We start from the raw sequence: 16,206 nt of genomic DNA, 5'->3' as shown, positions 1-16,206 counted from the left end.
TCACAGCTCCGGTTTCGGTGCGGGTGCGGGTGCGGGTGTCGGGATGATCTGGATGGCCGAGGTGGCCGTCTCCGCGCTCAGCGCGGACGAGAGGGCGTGGTCGACGGTGGTGTCGGCGTCCGCGTGCTCACGGAGGACGATCATCGACCGTTCGGCGACCTCGATCTCGCCCTCCGGCTTCACCGGTCCGCCGTCGGCCAGCCGCGCCGCGGTGTCGACGAGGACGTCCCAGCTCGCGCCGTAGTCCGCGTTCGGCAGCCGGACGGAGACGGGCTCGTCACCGGCGTTGAAGAAGAGGATGAAATGGTCGTCCGTGATGGGCTCGCCACGGCGGTCGCGCTCGCGGATTCCGTGACCGTTGAGGTACACCCCCACCGCGCGGCCGAACCCGGAGTCCCAGTCCTCCGGCTGCATGACGGTCCCGTCGGGACGAAGCCACACCACGTCGGGGACGGGAGCGCCCTCCTCCGAGCGGACCGGGCCGCCGTTGAAGAAGCGGCTGCGGCGGAACGTCGGGTGCTGGCGGCGAAGGCGCGAGAGGGCCGCGGTGAAATCGATCAGCGAGGTGTCGGCGGATTCCCAGTCGACCCACGTGATCTCGTTGTCCTGCGCGTACCCGTTGTTGTTGCCGCCCTGCGTGCGTCCGAGCTCGTCACCGTGCAACAGCATCGGCACCCCCTGGCTGAGCAGTAGCGTGCTGAGGAAGTTCCGCTGCTGCCGCGAGCGCAGCGCCAGGACGTCGGGGTCGTCGGTCGGGCCCTCGACGCCGAAGTTGTACGAGCGGTTGTGCGACTCGCCGTCGCGTCCGTCCTCGCCGTTGGCGTCGTTGTGCTTCTCGTTGTACGACACCAGGTCGCGCAGCGTGAAGCCGTCGTGGGCGGTGACGAAGTTGATCGAGGCGACCGGCCAGCGCCCCGAATGGGCGTACAGGTCGCTCGATCCGGTCAGGCGCGAGGCGAACTCGCCGAGGGTCGAGGGCTCGCCGCGCCAGAAGTCGCGGACGGTGTCGCGGTACTTGCCGTTCCACTCCGTCCACTGCGGCGGGAAGTTGCCCACCTGATACCCGCCGGGGCCGACGTCCCACGGCTCCGCGATGAGCTTGACCTGGGAGACCACCGGATCCTGCTGCACGAGCTCGAAGAAGGTCGCGAGGCGGTCCACGTCGTAGAACTCGCGGGCCAGCACCGAGGCGAGGTCGAACCGGAAGCCGTCGACATGCATCTCCAGCACCCAGTACCGGAGCGAGTCCATGATCAGCTGCAGCGCGTGCGGATTGCCGGCGTTGAGGCTGTTGCCGGTGCCCGTGTAGTCGGTGTAGTACCGCTTGTCGTCGTCCTCGAGCTTGTAATAGGCGACGTTGTCGATGCCGCGCATCGACAGGGTGGGACCGAGGTGGTTGCCCTCCGCGGTGTGGTTGTAGACGACGTCGAGGATGACCTCGATGCCCGCGGCATGAAGCGCGCGCACCATCGCCTTGAACTCCTGCACCTGCTCGCCGCGCTGACCGCTGGAGGCGTAGGTGTTCTGCGGGGCGAAGAACGCGATCGTGTTGTAACCCCAGTAGTTGGACAGCCCCTTCTCCTGGAGGGTGGAGTCGTCGACGAACTGGTGCACGGGCATCAGCTCGATGGCGGTGACGCCCAGCTTCTGCAGGTGCTCGATCACGGCGGGGTGGGCGATGCCGCTGTAAGACCCGCGGAGCTCTTCCGGCACGAGGGGGTGGAGCTCGGTGAGGCCCTTCACGTGCGCCTCGTAGATGAAGGACTCGGCGTACGGGGTCTTCGGCAGGCGGTCTCCGCTCCAGTCGAAGAACGGGTTGATCACCACGCCCTTCATCGCCGCCTCGGCCGAGTCGTCGTCGTTGCGCGAATCCGGGTCGCCGAAGTCGTAGCCGAACACCGACTGCCCCCAGGCCACCTGGCCGTTCACGGCCTTCGCGTACGGGTCGAGCAGCACCTTGTTCGGGTTGAACCGCATCCCGTTCGCGGGGTCGTACGGGCCGTGCACGCGGTAGCCGTACACCTGACCCGGCCGCACTTCGGGGAGGTACGCGTGCCAGACGTACGCGTCGACGTCGATCAGCTCGATGCGCGTCTCCGTCCCGTCATCGTCGAAGAGGCACAATTCCACTTTTTCGGCGCCCTCGCTGAACAGGGCGAAATTCGTCCCGTTCCCGTCGAAGGTCGCTCCCAGGGGGTAGCTCGATCCAGGCCATGTCTGCACGTCGTTACATTAGGCCAGGTGCTCGGCGCTCCGCCGCCCTTGACCACGGGGGCGGCACCGAGTAAGCGGGACCCTCACATGCGCGCGTAGCGGGCGCGGGCGATCGAGAACAGTCCGTAGAGGATCAGACCCGCGCCGACGATCCACAGCAGAACGGTTCCGAACGGCAGCTCGGCCAGCGTCTTGAGGGCCTGGTCCAAACCCCCGGCGGCCTCGGGATCGTGGGTGATCGCTGCGGCCAGGAAAAGGATGCCGGCGATGCCGATGGCGATGCCCTTCGCCACGTATCCGGCGACCCCGAAGGCGACGATGCCCTTCCGCGCGGCACCGCCGGGAAGGGAGAGCTTCTCCTCGAACTTGCGCGTCACGCCGCGGAAGACGAACGCGACGCCGATCCCGAGGATGACGAGTCCCACCAGTCCCACCAGGAAGACGCCCGCCGGAGCCGACATCAGCGTCTGGCTGAACGAGGATGCCGAGTCCTCCGAGTCGGAGCTCCCGCCGGCGGCGAAGACGGCCGCGGTGAAGCCGATCGCAAGGTAGGTCACCGCGGTGCCAAGGTACTTCACCCGGTGCGCCCAGGCCTTCTTCGTGTCGGGATCGCGCTCCAACAGCGCCTCGGCGATCTGCCAGGCCGCGAGAGCCGCCAGCCCCACGACCACCGCCCACAGGGCGAAGACACCCGCGGGCGCCTCCCGGATCTGCTGCATCGCGCCGCTCTGATCGGCCTCGCCGCCGCCGGATCCGGTCGCGATGGAGATGGCGATCGCACCGATGACGAGGTGGAGGAGACCGAGGACGACGTACCCGATGCGGGCGGCGACCCGGAACGCGGTCGAATCCTGGGCCTTGCGCGCGGCATCCTTCGAAACACTCATACCCGGGACGTTAGCGATCCGCACCCGAGGAGGATCGGGGGTTGACGGAGACGGTCGTCGGTGGGGAGGCGTAACGTGAGCGCGTGACCGACTCCGCCGCACGCATGACCGTGACGCAGCGCACCGTGCTCGCCGTGGCGGTGCTCGGCTCGTTCGTCGCCTTCTTGGACTCCACGGTCGCCACCGTCGCCCTCCCCGCGATCAGCGATGAGCTCGGCGGCGGTCTCACCACCCAGCAGTGGGTGGTCGATGCCTACCTCATCACCCTCGGCGCGCTCATCCTCGTCGCAGGGTCGGTGAGCGATGCCTTCGGCCGCACGCTCGTTCTGCGCATCGGCCTGTGGGGATTCGGCATCGCCTCGGTGGCGATCGCGGTGGCGCCGACCGCGGAGGTCCTGATCGTCGCACGGGCCGTGCAGGGTGCCGCCGGGGCGTTCCTCGTCCCGAGCTCGCTCGCCCTCATCACCGCGCACTTCCGCGGGCCCGCGCAGGCCCGGGCGATCGGCCTGTGGACGGCCATGACGACCACGGCGATGATCGCCGGGCCCGTCATCGGGGGCGTCTTCGTCGACACGGCCTCCTGGCGGTGGGCGTTCCTCATCAACGTGCTGCCCATCGCGGTGACCCTGGTCCTGCTCGCCCGCGGCGACTTCCGCGACACCCGCGCACCCGATGCCTCGATCGACATCGCGGGGGCTCTGCTGTGCACGTTCGGTCTCGCCGGCATCGTCTTCGCCCTCATCGAGCAGCCGAACCTCGGCGCCTCCTCCCCCACCATCTGGATCCCCGGCGCACTGGGCGTCGCCCTCTTCGCCGCGTTCGTGCTGCGCCAACGCCGCGTGCGCGCGCCGATCCTGCCGCTGGATCTCTTCCGTGCGCGGGTGTTCACGGCGGGAAACGTCACGACGTTCTTCGTCTACGCCGCTCTGTCGCTCAACGGATTCGTCGTCGTGGTCTTCCTGCAGCAGGAAGTGGGCTTCCCCGCCACGCTGGCGGGCCTGGCGAGCCTGCCGGTGACGGTGCTGATGATCCTGCTGAGCTCGCGATTCGGAGCGTGGAGCGGCCGGATCGGCCCGCGATGGTTCATGACGCTCGGCCCCGCCGTCATGGCGGTCGGGGCGCTGCTGTTGCTGAGCGTCGGCGAGCCGTTCTCCTACCCGTGGCAGATGCTGCCGAGCATGCTGCTCATGGGGCTCGGGCTGTCGGCGACCGTCGCGCCGCTGACCGCGGCCGTCCTCGGCGCCGTGTCGACCGAGCGCTCCGGGATCGCCTCCGCGGTGAACAACGCCGTCGCGCGGATCGCCGGGCTGATGGCCGTCGCAGTGCTCGCCGCCATCGTGGGCGGTGCGCTCGATGTGAACGGATTCCACCGCGCGGCGATCGCGACGGCCGCACTGCTCGCCGCGGGAGCGATCACGTCGCTCCTCGGCATCCGGAATCCTCAGCCGGTCGAACGCGCCTGACGCGCCGCCCGGCGGGCGCGCCACCACGTCCAGAAGCGCTCGAGCGTGCGCTTGCCCCACAGCGAGATGCGGCGGGCCCAGTGGAACTCGGTGCCGAGGATCGCCAGCCCCAGGAAGACGACGAGCCAGCCGGGTCCGGGAAGCGGCACCAGAATCAGCCCCAGGACCGCGACGGCCGTGCCGACCACGCCGATCGCGATGCGGTACGCGACCTGGAGGAGCGGATGCCGGGCGATGAACGCGCGGGTGCGGCGCATCGATCGGCTCCACACGGTGCCGCTGCGTTCGGCATGGGCGATGTCGTCGCGGATCTCCCTTTCGAAGGGGCCGTCGAAGGACGCCGAGGACGCAGACATGCACAGAGATTAGCGAGCGCAGTAGAGCACCGTCTGCGTGTTGACTGACGATCCGGTGTGTGCGGGCCGGAGACGTCGCCCGTGGGTGGGTCGTAGGGTGAGCGGGTGATCTGCGTGGGTGTCGACCTCGCGGCCGAGCCCGCGGCGACGGCCGTCGCCCGGGTCGAGGTCGATTCCGGGACCCTGCGACTCGTCGATCTGCGCCTGGGCGCGGACGACGACGCGATCATGGCCGCCGCGGCCGACGCCGACGGGGTCGGAATCGACTGCGCCTTCGGCTGGCCGGTGGCCTTCGTGGAGTTCGTCAGCGCCCACGCGGACGGGCGGATGCCGGTGGTGGCGCCGGTCGGGAAGGACGGGCGTCGCGCCCTCGCCTACCGCCGGACCGATGCGGAGGTGCAGCGGAGGACCGGGCGATGGCCCCTCAGCGTCTCGACCGACCGCCTGGGCCTCACGGCGATGCGCTGCGCCGTCCTGCTGGACCGGTTCGCCCGCGCCGGGGAAGAGGTCGACCGCGCCGGATCGGGACGATTCGTCGAGGTGTACCCCGCGGCGTCGCTCCGGGTGTGGGGGTTACTGGAGCCGCGTTACAAGGTCGACGCGGGCGTGCGGGCCGTGGCCCTCGAACGCGTCCTCGCAGCGGCGTCGCCGATCGTGACGACCGCTCCCCAGCGCGAGCTGATGACGCGGTCCGCGGACGCGTTCGATGCGTTCATCGCCGCGCTCGCGACGGTCGCACACCGTCGCGGACGGACACATCCCGTGCCGGAAGACCTCGGCGAGATCGCCGCGGTGGAGGGCTGGATCGCCCTCCCCGACGGGGACCTCGCCGAGGTGCTGCGCGGGTGACGCGAGCTCAGTGCTCGTCGTAGTGGTCGCCATGCAGCGCGTGCTTGTGGCCGTCGTGCACGTAGTCGACGTGGTCGTCGTGGGTGACGGTCTCGTGTCCGCAAGCCTCGCCGTGGGCGTGCTCGGCGACGGTGTGCTCGGCGTGGGTCTCGGTCGTGCTCATGATGTGCTCCTCGTGTACTCGTCGGGTGGGAGGGGGTTCTTGGACGTGCGCGAGCGCGTCCTCGATCACGTGGGCGACGTGACGGTCGGCCAGGGCGTAGATGACCTCCCGGCCCGCGCGGCTGGTGGAGACCAGCCCCACCTGCCGAAGGGTCCGCAGATGCTGGGACACCAGCGGCTGCGACAGGCCCGTCGCCTCCACCATCGCCCCCACCGTCTGCGGTTCCGCGCCGATGAGGCGCAGAAGTCCCAGCCGTGACTCGCTGCCCAGAACCTTGAACAGCTGCGCAGCCTCGGCGAGCCCCGGTTCTGTGATCATTCCTCGATCATGCCTCATGTATAAACACATCGCTATGTATTCATTCAATTGAGAACGATGGTCAATGTCACCAGGCCGCCGTCGGCGGATTCCGATGTCGCCGGCGCGTGGGACGATCCGGGTCTCTGGCGCGGCAGGAGGTGACGGATGCGGGGCGAGGCGACGGTGCTGCACGCGGATCTCGACGCGTTCTACGCCTCGGTCGAGCAGCGCGACGCGCCGGCGCTGCGGGGACGGCCGGTCATCGTGGGCGGCGGCGTGGTGCTGGCGGCGAGCTACGAGGCGAAAGCGCGCGGAGTGCGGACGGCGATGGGCGGCAGCCAGGCGCGGGAGCTGTGTCCGGATGCCGTGGTCGTGCCGCCCCGCATGGAGGCGTACGCGGCGGCGAGCCGGGCGGTGTTCGCGATCTTCCACGACACGACCCCGCTCGTGGAGGGTCTGTCGATCGACGAGGCGTTCCTCGAGGTCGGCGGGCTCCGGCGGATCGCCGGCACGCCCGAGCAGATCGCCGCGCGCCTCCGCGAGCGGGTGCGGTCGGAGGCGGGACTTCCCATCTCGGTGGGCGTGGCCCGCACCAAGTTCCTCGCGAAGGTCGCGAGTGCCGTCAGCAAGCCCGACGGCCTGCTCGTGGTCGAGCCGGACCAGGAGGAGCAGTTCTTGCTGCCCCTGCCGGTCGAGCGGCTGTGGGGCGTCGGGAAGGCGACGGCGGCGAAGCTGCACGGGCTCGGCATCCACACCGTCGGCGAACTGGCCGAGCTGGAAGCCGCGACCGCGGAACGACTCCTCGGCAGGGCGGCGGGTGCGCACCTGCACGCGCTGTCGCGGCTGCGCGATCCGCGACCGGTGGACACCACGAAGCGACGAGGGTCGATCGGCTCGCAGCGCGCCCTCGGCACGCGCCCGTGCACGCCCGAGGAACTCGACCTCATCCTCACCCAGATCATCGACCGACTCGGCCGCCGACTGCGCGAGAAGAGCCGCGCCAGCCGCACCGTCGTGCTCCGCCTGCGCTTCGGCGATTTCGCGAAGGCGACGCGTTCGCGAAGTCTGCGCTCGCCGACCGACCGCACGTGGGTACTGCTGGATGTCGCACGCGGACTGCTGGAGACGGCGCTCCCCGAGATCGCGGAACGGGGCATCACCCTGATCGGTGTGTCGTTCGCGCATTTGGAGCGCGCCGACGCCGTTCCCCCCGAGCTCCCCTTCGACTGGGAGGACGGCGCGAGGCTCGACACGGTGCTCGACGCGGTGCGCGATCGCTTCGGTGCGTCCTCCGTCGCGCGGGCGACCCAGCTCGGACGCGACCCCGGCTGGTCGACGCCGGTGCTCCCCGAGCACGAGTGATGTCGGACGCCGGGCCTACTCTTCCTCCATGGCGGAGCGGGTCGAGCTGTGGTGGGCGCGCCGGCAGTTCTCCAAGGGCGCCGAGGTACCGTATCCGGTGGGCATCTATCGCGAGGCGTGGGCGGCCTTCCCCGCGCTGATCCGCCAGTACCATCCCGAGCTCAACGCCGGCATCGCCCTGAGCCAGGTGCCGCCGGCGGCGGATGTGCTCCTGCTGTGGCAGTGCGAGGCGGGCCACGCGTTCGCCGCGACCCCGGACGAGCAGCGTCACCGTCCCGGCCGCGAGCGTCGGCGGTCGGCGTGGTGCCCGGAGTGCACACAGAGTGCACGGCCCGCACCGGCGCTGCCGATGCGGGAGACGGTGACGTGGCCGCGTCCGAGGGCTGGGGGCGGTCCCGTCGTGTCCCGCGCTCCGGGTGCTCCGGGTGCTCCGGGTGCTCCGGATGTCGCCGCCGGCCGCACCGTTCTCCGCGCACGGAAGCCGAAGCCGCCTCAGCGAATCTGCCCGAAGACCCCCGCCGTGCCGGTCGGCGCGGCCTTCTCGTCGGAGTGCGCACCACGCCCCGCATCCGCGGTCGAAGCGCAGCTGCGAGCTGATCTCTTCGGCGCGCTGACGCTCACCCCCGGGCTGAATGCGGTGCGGGTCGCTCGTCCGTTCTTCGACCACGTCGAGGTGTGGCCCGACATCGTGCTCACCGAGCTGCGGATCGCCATCGAGTACGACAGCACCGGCCGGCATGGTCTGGAGCACGTCGGCAGGCGCGCTGACGCGGACCGCCGGAAGGACCGGGCGCTGCGCGCGGCGAAGTGGGAGGTCGTCCGCATCCGCACCGGGAAGCTCGAGCCTCTCGGGCCCCACGACCTGCAGGTGTCGTCGTGGAACCGGGTGACGCTGGCGCGACTGATCGACACGCTCCGCGGCATCCGTGGGCCGCTGCTGGTCGACGCGTACGTGGTGTGACGTCGGAGGCGCGCTCAGCCGCCCCTGCCGTGTCAGGCGGTGAGGGTATATCTGCGGGTGCCGGTGGGGCGTGGGGTGCGGTGGGGGTCGATCCAGGGTGGGGGGATGAGCCAGACGGTGGCGTGGGTGCCGGTGCCGTCGATGTGGATGTCCCACCCGTCGGCGTGGAGGCGGTGGTGGCATCCGGTGCACAGCAGCACCCCGTTGCCGAGGTCGGTGGAACCCTTGTCGCGTTTCCACCAGTTCACGTGGTGGACGTGACACCACGCCGGCGGTGCCCCGCACGACACGCACCCGCCGTCGCGTTCCACCAACGCGAGTTTCTGCGCGCTCGTGAAGAGGCGGCGTGTGCGGCCCCAGTCGAGGATGTCGCTGTCTCCGCCGAGGACGCAGGGGATGACCTGCGCGTCCGCGGCGAGGCGCCGCACGGCTCCGGCAGGGATCGGGGCGGTGAGTCCGTCGATGGTGGCCGCGCCGGTGCCCGCTTCCAGGTCTGCCAGGTCCACCCGCACCACGATGGTGGCCTGTGGACCGGTGGGAACCTCCGTGCATCCGATCGCGTGGCGACACAGGTCCGCGAGAGCGTCCGCTTGGATCTGTTTCACGGACCGGGGGTCCCGTTCACCGGCGTCGGTGTCGGCGTGTTCGTTGCGGCGCAGCACCCCACCCACGATCGCTTCGATCGCGGCTTTCACCGGTGCTCCGGTTTCGGCATCCAGTTTCCCGGTCAGGTGCAGCATCCCGTCGCGTTCCTGGAGGGTGAACGACCGGTCCGCGACGCAGTCCTCGTGGCGGGGTGCGATGCCGTCGGGGTCCAGGTGCGCTACCGCGCGGGCGAGGAGTTTCGACAGTTGATCCGGGCGAAGACCCGGCACCAACCCCACCAGTTCCGCCTCCGCCCGCTCGAGCCGTTCCGGATCCACCCGCACGGCCACACGGTCCAGCAGGGCGGTGATCGCTGCCGCGCCCGTCATCCCGAGGACACCGTCTGCGACCGCGCGGGCCACATGCGGATGCCGCGCGGGCAGCTCGTCCCCGGTCAACGCGATGCGGGGTGCGGTCGCTTCCCCGACCTGGATCCACCGCACCGCCTCCCCCATGCTCGTTCCGACCGTGGTCGCCACCAGTGCCGGGGCGGAGGAGAACCCCGCCTTCCGCGCCAGGGAATCCGACCCGAGCTCCCGCCGCGACTGCCGCGCCACCTCCGCGGCCACCGGCGCCAACCCGGCATCCACGTGACGCTTCAACGCCCCGAAAGCCTCCAGCACCCCCAGTAACTCCCCCGGCGACAACGCTGTCACCGGCCGGCCCCCACCCGCGGCGACCACCGCCGCCAACGCTTCCGCGATGCCCTCGAACCCTGAACCATCCATACCCGAACACTAGAACACACCTACGACATTCGACAGAGAAGCCTGCCCGTTGCCTCGTTCATAGATAACATCTCGCCGCTGCCAAGGCCCGGCATCATGCGCCCTCCGACGCGCGGATGCAAGCCCCCGCTTTCGGCAGGTGCGCCGCCCTAGCGTGTGCCCATGGATATCTCAGACGTCACCTGGAACGAGCCCGCTCGCAAGAAGATCCTCGACGATGCCGATCGCGTCCTGCAGGAGGCCGTTCAGGCCGTCGCCGACAAGCCCGGGCTGTCGTCGGATGATGCTTTCGCCGAGCTGAACAGCCTGCTGAAGGATCGCTTCATCGACTACGAGCCCGGCCCGGACATCCGCAAATACGCCGACGCGATCGCCGACGGCGAGTTCTCCGCCTCGGAACCCACGTCGTGAGCGACGCGGTCGCCCCCGTCACGCCGATCCGCCACCGGGTGGCGGTGATCGGCGGCGGCAACGGCGGCGTGTCCGTCGCCGCGCGACTGCGACGACGCGGGGTGACCGACATCGCGATCATCGAGCCGCGCGGGGCCCACCACTACAAACCCCTGTTCTCCCATGTCGCCGGCGGCACCGCCCGCGCCAGCGAGACCGTGCGGTCGCAGCGCTCCGTCATTCCTCCGGGCGTCCGCTGGATCCGGGATGCCGTCACCGAGGTCCACCCCGAGGACCACGCCGTGAGCCTCAGCGACGGCACGCGCGTGGAGTACGACCAGCTCATCGTCTCCCCCGGCATCCAGTTGGACTGGGACCGCATCCCCGGCCTCGCCGCCGCCCTCGACACCCCCGCGGTGTCGTCGCACTACCGCTTCGACCTGGCGAAGAAGACCTCGCGCCTCCTGCGCGATGTCACGTCGGGAACGGTCGTCTTCGTTCAGCCCGAAGGCCCCGCCTCGTGCGCCGGAGCCGGCCAGAAGCCGATGTATCAGGCCTGCGACTACTGGCGGGCGCGCGGTGTCCTCGACCACATCCGAGTCGTCCTGGTCGTGCCGACGCGCTCGGTGTTCCTCGCCCCGTTCGACGCCGAGCTCGAACGGAAGATCGCCGAGTACGGCATCGAGGTGCGCACGTCGACCACGGTCGCCGCGGTCGACGGCGAGGCGCAGACCGTGACGCTCGATGGACCGGCCGGGCGCGAGGACCTCGCCTTCGACGTCCTCAACGTCGAACCGCCGCAGTCCGCCCCCGACTGGCTGAAGGCGTCCGTGCTGCCCGCGACAGGCGACGGCGGCGGCTTCGTCGAGGTCGACCCCGAGACGCTCCGGCATCCGCGCTTCCCCGACATCTGGGCGATCGGCGACGCGGCGGCCAGCTCCAACTCCAAGTGCGGCGGCGCCCTGCGCAAGCAGACCTGGGCGGTGGCAGAAAACGTCGCCGCCGTCCTTGCGGGCCGTCCGGCATCCGCTCGCTACGACGGCTACGGCGTGTGCCCGTTCACGGTGTCGCGGTCGAGCGTCGTGTGGGCGGAGTTCGACGACGAGGGTGCACAGAAGCCGACGATCCCGTTCTTCCGCGGGATGTACCGCGAGAGCCGACTGTCGTGGATCGCCGACCGCCACATCCTGCCCTGGGTCTACTGGAACCTGATCCTCACCGGCCGCGTCTGATTGCGCGAGCACGCGCCGTCACACCGGTCAGGCGCGTCGGTTCGCGCGTGCGGCGGCAGCCGCGACGACGGCGAGCACCGGGGGGACGTCGAGGGGCGGCACGACCGCCTGGATGAGCGTCAGCGTCGTCGCCTCCCGTGCGACGGCGAGCGCGTCAGCGAGGCCTTCCTCCGTGTCCACCCGGATGCCGTGCGCGGAGCCGGTGGGGTCCATCGCCCGCAGGAGGGCGACCCAGTCCCACGCGGCGATGTCGTTGTAGGCGGCATCCGGTCCGTGGATCACCCGTTCGACCGTGTACCCGCCGTTGTCGACGACGACGATCACCGCGGGGATCCTGTGACGCAGGAGCGTGCCGAGCTCGGCGACCGTCATCTGCGCCGCGCCGTCGCCGATGAGAAGGATCGGCCGCGCATCCGGCCGCGCGAGCGCGGCGCCGAGCAGGGCCGGCAGGGTGTACCCGATGGCGGCCCACAGCGGCTGGCCGATGAACGTGACCCCCGCCGGGAGTCGATGGTCGGCCATGCCGTAGAACGCGGTGCCCTGCTCGGCGAGGACGACGTCGCCGGAACGCAGGAAGCCCGCCACGTCGCGCCACAGTGTCGCCTGATCGAGCGCGCCGGAGCCACGGGGCACCGTTGACGGGCCGGCGATCGTTGTCACCGAACGCCGCGCGAGGTGCGCGCCGCTCGCCCGCACGACATCGGCCAGAAGACGGAGGGCGTCGGTCATCGCGAGGGGCGCGAACCGGTCTCCATTCCAAGTGACGCCCTCGCCGCCGATCTCCACCGCGCGTCGCGGATCGATCCTCTGGGTGAAGAATCCGCTGGTCAGATCGGTGAACTGCACGCCGGCGAGCACCACGAGGTCGCTGTCCTCGACCGCTGCTCGCACGTCCGGAGCGCTCGCAGCCCCGAGGTACGACCCGAGGTAGCCCGGCGCGGACTCATTTACGACCCGGCGTCCCCACAGCAGCGTCGCGTGCAGAATCCCCTGCTCGAGCGTCTCGTGCAGCGCGTCCTCTGCCGAGAGCCGGGCGACGAGGATGTCGGCGAGGACGGCGAGGGAGGCCGCATCCGTCACGGCGGCGGCGAGCGCGGCACGGAAGGCGGCTCCGACCGCGGGGTCCGTCACCCCCGGGTGCCGGGGCAGCGGAGCGGCGGGTGGCGTCGCCGGAGACTCCGACACATCCGCCGGCAGAACCAGGTAGCCGGGGAGGCGGCGATCGCGGGTCTGGACGAGGACGTCGTCGATCTGCGCCGCATAGTCCTGTGCGGTGACGATGGCGTGCGCGGCGACGACCTCGGCGGTCATGCGGTCGAAGTGCCCGAAATCCCCGTCGCCGAGCGTGTGATGGGTCGCGCGCGCGGCCGCCTGGGTCGCGGTCGTCGGAGCGCCGGCGATGTGCAGAACGGGGACGTGCTCGGCCCGACTCCCGGCGACCGCGGCGATCGCCGACAGCTCCCCCACACCGAAGGTCGTGCTGAGCGCGGCGAGGCCGCGCAGGCGCGCGTATCCGTCCGCGGCGTATCCGGCCCCGAGCTCGTTCGCACACCCGACCCACTCCAGATCGTCGCGGGCGGTGACATGGTCGAGGAACGCCAGGGTGAAGTCCCCCGGCACCCCGAATACGTGCGCGACCCCCTCCCCTGCGAGCCGATCGAGCAGGTAGTCGGCCACGGTGTAGGTCTGCGGGTCGTCGGCGCTCACGCGCGTCATCCAAGCACGACCGAGGGCAGGCGCGATAGAGCGGATCGACCCGTCGGGTCCGGCGTCCGTCTACAGTTCGGCGTATGCGGGAGACGTCGCTCGAGACCGGGGAGGTCGACCTCGGGCTCGTGCTCGCCCCGCTCGCGATGCTCCCGGGCGACCCGACGGTGCGCCTCACCGCGGGCCGCTTCGCGCGCTCGACCCTCACCCCGGAAGGGCCGGCGACGATCGCCGTCGCGTGGGACTCGACCGCGGCGCAGGCACGCGTGCGGACGGCGGGCCCCGGCGAGGAGTGGCTCGAGCGACGCGCACCGGCCCTTCTGGGGCTCACAGACGACGCGAGCGGCTTCGCACCGGATGCCGAGCCGCTGCGATCGATCTGGTCGCGCTTCCGCGGCGATCGCATCTCGGCATCCGGCACGCTGTGGCATGATCTCGCGTTCTACATCGTCCAGCAGCGCGTGACCCGCGAGAGCGCCGCGCAATCGTGGCGACAGCTCGTGTCCGCGCTCGGGACGCCCGTTCCGGGAAGCACCATGCCCGCACCACCGGAGCCCGACGCCCTCGCCGACCTCCCCTACGACGCGCTCCATCGATTCGGTCTCGAGCGGCGACGAGCCGAGGTGCTCATCTCCGCGGCGCGGACGATGTCCGGACTGTCCGCGAAGGCCTTCGCGGATCGCGCGCGGGTCGAGAGGGCGCTCGGGGCGGTGCGCGGGATCGGCCCGTGGACCCTCAGCGGCCTCGCCACCGCCACGTGGGGCGACGCCGACACGGTCATCACCGGGGATTCCGGCATCCCGTCGATGGTCTCGTGGATGCTGGTGCGCGAACCACGCGGCGACGACGCCCGCATGCTCGCGCTTCTGAAGCCGTACCGGCCGCACCGCTACCGCGTGATCCGACTGGCCTTCGCGAGCGGGTCCCGGCCGCCGCGGCGGGGGCCGCGCGTCCCCGATCAGCCCATCCGCCACCGCTGAACCCCGCGGCGGAGGAGACCGGCGAGGCGGTCGGCCTCCGCGAAGGGCGACATGTGCGCCCACCCGGGGTGCACGGTGAGGATGGCCCCGGGCACGCGACGCTCGAGCGCACGCATCGCTTCGGGGGTCGAGACACCGTCGGTGCCCGCCGCGTGCAGCGCAAGCGGCACCTGCAGCCGACCGACGTCCGCCGACCGGTCGAAGGTCGCGATCGCCGCGAGCGCGTTCGCCCACGATGTCGGATCCGCCGTGGCGGCGGCGAGCGCAGCGCGAGCCCGCCGGACAGCCGCTCCGTTCTCCGTCAGCTCGGCGGCGGTGAACCACCGCGCGAGCGATGCCGATGGGTCGGGCACCCGCCCCGCCCGAACCGCGTCGGATAGCGGTGCGAACGCGGGGAACGGCGTGTCGCGGCTGCACAGAATCGTCACTGACCGCACCCGCTCCGGCGCGGAGAGGGCGACCTCCAGCGCAATCTGACCGCCGAACGAGTGCCCCACGAGGTGGCACCCCGCCTCCGGGAGCGACGCGGCGACCTCCTCGGCGAGCGCGTGGACCGCATCCGCCTCCGGAACGACGGAGGTGTCGGGGGTTCGCACGCCACCGGGGAGGGCCGTCGCCACGTCGTCCCAGATTCCCGGCGTCAGCGGGGTTCCGTGGAGAAGCACCCACGCGGGATCTGCTGCCTCGGTCATCGGGCCAGTCAACCCCATACGCCCGGGCGCCGCACAGGGTGGACTCAGCGACCCGGCAGGAGGATGCTGATCGGCGATGGATCTCGGACTCGAAGGAGGAGCCATGTTCATTACCGACCGCGCGTTCGCCGGATTCTCCGTCGATGACATCGAGGCGGCGCGCCATTTCTACGGCGAGGTGCTCGGCCTCGACGTCTCGGACAACGTGATGGGGTTCCTCGAGCTGCACCTCGACTCGGGGGCCGACATGCTCGTCTACGCCAAACCGAACCACACACCCGCGAGCTACACGATCCTGAACTTCCCCGTCCGCGACATCGACGCCGCCGTCGACGACCTCAACGCGCGAGGAGTCGTCACGAAGATCTACGGTGACGACGAGTTCCCCTCCGACAGCCGCGGGATCGTTCGGGCCACCGACCGCGGACCCGACATCGCCTGGTTCCGCGATCCGGCCGGCAACGTCCTCGCCGTCTACGAGGACAACGAGCCCGAGGACGACAAGCCGGAGGACTGAGCGCGGTTCCGGCTCAGATCGCGGGCGTGCGGACCGCCGAGAACGTGGTGTGGCGGCGCAGAACGAAACCGAGCCGCTCGTAGACGGCGATCGCTCCGGTGTTCGACGCGGCCGCGTGGAGGAGTGCGCGGTCGCCGCGCTGTCGGATGTGGAACGCGACGTCGAGCACGAGACGCGACGCGAGCCCCTGTCCGCGGTACTCCGGGTCCGTCGCGACCGCGCTGATCTCGGTCCACCCCTCGGGATGCAGGCGCTCCCCCGCCATCGCGATCAGCTTTCCCTCCCGACGGATGCCGACGTAACGGCCGAGCTCGTGCGTGCGCGGCCGGAAGGGGCCGGGCTGGTTGCGCTCGACGAGGGCGAGCATCTCGGGGACGTCGTCGGCGCCCAGTTCGACCGCCTCCTCGTAGGGTCGGGTCGCGAGAGCCTCCGTCTCCACCATCTGGACGCCGGCACCCTGCCCGAGGACCTCCCACCCCGGGGGCGGCGGGTCATCGGTACCGGAGAGGCCGACCTCGGCATCCGGACCGACGAGCTCGGCGAGCGCGTCCCAGACCCGTGGGTCCTCCCACGTGCGCACGGCGACGAAGGGCGCCACGTCGGCCGGATAGCGGCGGACGAGATCGCCGCCGATCGCGAACGAGGAGTGCGGTCCGGTCAGCGCGTGCCAGCTCGGGTTCTCGAGGAGGTCGACATCGCGGTGCGTCAGGGAGATGGTGCTCATACGTGGTCCTTCACGGATCGTGGTCCCGCCAGGACA

The 16,206-nt window shown here is 70.9% G+C and carries 16 protein-coding genes; 8 read left to right on the top strand and 8 right to left on the bottom strand.

Going from position 1 to position 16,206, the window contains the following annotated elements; all coding sequences use genetic code 11:
• Positions 1–2,223, bottom strand: coding sequence for a glycogen debranching protein GlgX (gene glgX / locus AB0O93_RS00570; RefSeq protein ID WP_363339517.1), 2,223 nt, complete (start codon positions 2,221–2,223; stop codon positions 1–3).
• Between the two features lie 74 nt (positions 2,224–2,297).
• On the bottom strand, positions 2,298–3,101 hold the full coding sequence (locus tag AB0O93_RS00565; protein WP_363339515.1) for a DUF1206 domain-containing protein: 804 nt from the start codon (positions 3,099–3,101) through the stop codon (positions 2,298–2,300).
• A gap of 104 nt (positions 3,102–3,205) precedes the next feature.
• Between AB0O93_RS00565 and AB0O93_RS00560 the strand changes: the two genes are divergently transcribed.
• Positions 3,206–4,564 carry an MFS transporter gene (locus AB0O93_RS00560; RefSeq protein ID WP_363340954.1) on the top strand — a complete coding sequence of 453 codons (1,359 nt, stop codon included), beginning with the start codon at positions 3,206–3,208 and terminating at the stop codon, positions 4,562–4,564.
• On the opposite strand, the gene AB0O93_RS00555 is transcribed toward AB0O93_RS00560, so the two are convergent.
• Positions 4,543–4,920: a TIGR02611 family protein gene (locus AB0O93_RS00555; protein WP_363339513.1), complete on the bottom strand. Its 378-nt coding sequence runs from the start codon at positions 4,918–4,920 to the stop codon at positions 4,543–4,545. The genes AB0O93_RS00560 and AB0O93_RS00555 overlap by 22 nt on opposite strands.
• A gap of 105 nt (positions 4,921–5,025) precedes the next feature.
• Between AB0O93_RS00555 and AB0O93_RS00550 the strand changes: the two genes are divergently transcribed.
• A complete protein-coding gene (locus AB0O93_RS00550) occupies positions 5,026–5,769 on the top strand; it encodes a DUF429 domain-containing protein (protein ID WP_363339511.1) in 744 nt (247 codons plus the stop codon).
• A 7-nt stretch (positions 5,770–5,776) separates the two neighbouring features.
• Here AB0O93_RS00550 and AB0O93_RS00545 read toward each other — a convergent pair whose 3' ends face one another.
• On the bottom strand, positions 5,777–6,250 hold the full coding sequence (locus AB0O93_RS00545; RefSeq protein ID WP_363339509.1) for a metalloregulator ArsR/SmtB family transcription factor: 474 nt from the start codon (positions 6,248–6,250) through the stop codon (positions 5,777–5,779).
• A 147-nt stretch (positions 6,251–6,397) separates the two neighbouring features.
• Here AB0O93_RS00545 and dinB point away from each other — a divergent pair, with 147 nt between their 5' ends.
• Entirely contained in the window at positions 6,398–7,594 is a 1,197-nt protein-coding gene (gene dinB, locus AB0O93_RS00540; protein WP_363339507.1) for a DNA polymerase IV, read from the top strand.
• A gap of 28 nt (positions 7,595–7,622) precedes the next feature.
• Positions 7,623–8,555 carry a zinc-ribbon domain-containing protein gene (locus AB0O93_RS00535; RefSeq protein ID WP_363339505.1) on the top strand — a complete coding sequence of 311 codons (933 nt, stop codon included), beginning with the start codon at positions 7,623–7,625 and terminating at the stop codon, positions 8,553–8,555.
• Between the two features lie 32 nt (positions 8,556–8,587).
• Here the strand turns inward: AB0O93_RS00535 and AB0O93_RS00530 are convergent, their stop codons facing one another.
• On the bottom strand, positions 8,588–9,928 hold the full coding sequence (locus AB0O93_RS00530) for a DUF222 domain-containing protein (RefSeq protein ID WP_363339503.1): 1,341 nt from the start codon (positions 9,926–9,928) through the stop codon (positions 8,588–8,590).
• Positions 9,929–10,090: 162 nt separating this feature from the next.
• Here AB0O93_RS00530 and AB0O93_RS00525 point away from each other — a divergent pair, with 162 nt between their 5' ends.
• Together AB0O93_RS00525 and AB0O93_RS00520 are read left to right on the top strand one after the other, a co-directional pair.
• Positions 10,091–10,339, top strand: a complete 249-nt coding sequence (locus tag AB0O93_RS00525) for a hypothetical protein (RefSeq protein ID WP_363339501.1) — start codon at positions 10,091–10,093, stop codon at positions 10,337–10,339.
• Positions 10,336–11,550: an FAD/NAD(P)-binding oxidoreductase gene (locus AB0O93_RS00520; protein ID WP_363339499.1), complete on the top strand. Its 1,215-nt coding sequence runs from the start codon at positions 10,336–10,338 to the stop codon at positions 11,548–11,550. Before AB0O93_RS00525 ends, AB0O93_RS00520 begins: the two co-directional genes overlap by 4 nt.
• A gap of 27 nt (positions 11,551–11,577) precedes the next feature.
• Here AB0O93_RS00520 and AB0O93_RS00515 read toward each other — a convergent pair whose 3' ends face one another.
• Positions 11,578–13,257, bottom strand: coding sequence for a thiamine pyrophosphate-binding protein (locus AB0O93_RS00515; RefSeq protein WP_363339497.1), 1,680 nt, complete (start codon positions 13,255–13,257; stop codon positions 11,578–11,580).
• A gap of 83 nt (positions 13,258–13,340) precedes the next feature.
• On the opposite strand from AB0O93_RS00515, the gene AB0O93_RS00510 reads away from it, so the two are divergent.
• Positions 13,341–14,237, top strand: coding sequence for a hypothetical protein (locus AB0O93_RS00510; protein WP_363339495.1), 897 nt, complete (start codon positions 13,341–13,343; stop codon positions 14,235–14,237).
• Here AB0O93_RS00510 and AB0O93_RS00505 read toward each other — a convergent pair.
• Positions 14,216–14,929 (bottom strand): alpha/beta hydrolase, encoded by a 714-nt coding sequence (locus AB0O93_RS00505; protein ID WP_363339493.1) that lies wholly within the window; start codon positions 14,927–14,929, stop codon positions 14,216–14,218. The genes AB0O93_RS00510 and AB0O93_RS00505 overlap by 22 nt on opposite strands.
• 103 nt (positions 14,930–15,032) lie before the next feature.
• Between AB0O93_RS00505 and AB0O93_RS00500 the strand changes: the two genes are divergently transcribed.
• Positions 15,033–15,446 (top strand): VOC family protein, encoded by a 414-nt coding sequence (locus AB0O93_RS00500; protein WP_363339490.1) that lies wholly within the window; start codon positions 15,033–15,035, stop codon positions 15,444–15,446.
• Between the two features lie 13 nt (positions 15,447–15,459).
• Here the strand turns inward: AB0O93_RS00500 and AB0O93_RS00495 are convergent, their stop codons facing one another.
• Entirely contained in the window at positions 15,460–16,170 is a 711-nt protein-coding gene (locus AB0O93_RS00495) for a GNAT family N-acetyltransferase (RefSeq protein WP_363339488.1), read from the bottom strand.
• Between the last annotated feature and the right edge of the window lie 36 nt (positions 16,171–16,206).

The organism is Microbacterium sp. NPDC077184 (assembly GCF_040687055.1).
Classification (GTDB): Bacteria; Actinomycetota; Actinomycetes; order Actinomycetales; family Microbacteriaceae; genus Microbacterium.
This window is presented reverse-complemented; position numbering and strand designations above follow the sequence as displayed.

Excerpts from the sequence above, each read along its gene's own strand:
- dinB (WP_363339507.1), top strand. The coding sequence starts at position 6,398 with ATGCGGGGCGAGGCGACGGTGCTGCACGCGGATCTCGACGCGTTCTAC.
- AB0O93_RS00495 (WP_363339488.1), bottom strand. The coding sequence starts at position 16,170 with ATGAGCACCATCTCCCTGACGCACCGCGATGTCGACCTCCTCGAGAAC.
- AB0O93_RS00530 (WP_363339503.1), bottom strand. The coding sequence starts at position 9,928 with ATGGATGGTTCAGGGTTCGAGGGCATCGCGGAAGCGTTGGCGGCGGTG.
- AB0O93_RS00510 (WP_363339495.1), top strand. The coding sequence starts at position 13,341 with ATGCGGGAGACGTCGCTCGAGACCGGGGAGGTCGACCTCGGGCTCGTG.
- AB0O93_RS00565 (WP_363339515.1), bottom strand. The coding sequence starts at position 3,101 with ATGAGTGTTTCGAAGGATGCCGCGCGCAAGGCCCAGGATTCGACCGCG.
- AB0O93_RS00555 (WP_363339513.1), bottom strand. The coding sequence starts at position 4,920 with ATGTCTGCGTCCTCGGCGTCCTTCGACGGCCCCTTCGAAAGGGAGATC.
- AB0O93_RS00525 (WP_363339501.1), top strand. The coding sequence starts at position 10,091 with ATGGATATCTCAGACGTCACCTGGAACGAGCCCGCTCGCAAGAAGATC.
- AB0O93_RS00560 (WP_363340954.1), top strand. The coding sequence starts at position 3,206 with ATGACCGTGACGCAGCGCACCGTGCTCGCCGTGGCGGTGCTCGGCTCG.
- AB0O93_RS00545 (WP_363339509.1), bottom strand. The coding sequence starts at position 6,250 with ATGATCACAGAACCGGGGCTCGCCGAGGCTGCGCAGCTGTTCAAGGTT.
- AB0O93_RS00505 (WP_363339493.1), bottom strand. The coding sequence starts at position 14,929 with ATGACCGAGGCAGCAGATCCCGCGTGGGTGCTTCTCCACGGAACCCCG.
- AB0O93_RS00500 (WP_363339490.1), top strand. The coding sequence starts at position 15,033 with ATGTTCATTACCGACCGCGCGTTCGCCGGATTCTCCGTCGATGACATC.
- AB0O93_RS00535 (WP_363339505.1), top strand. The coding sequence starts at position 7,623 with ATGGCGGAGCGGGTCGAGCTGTGGTGGGCGCGCCGGCAGTTCTCCAAG.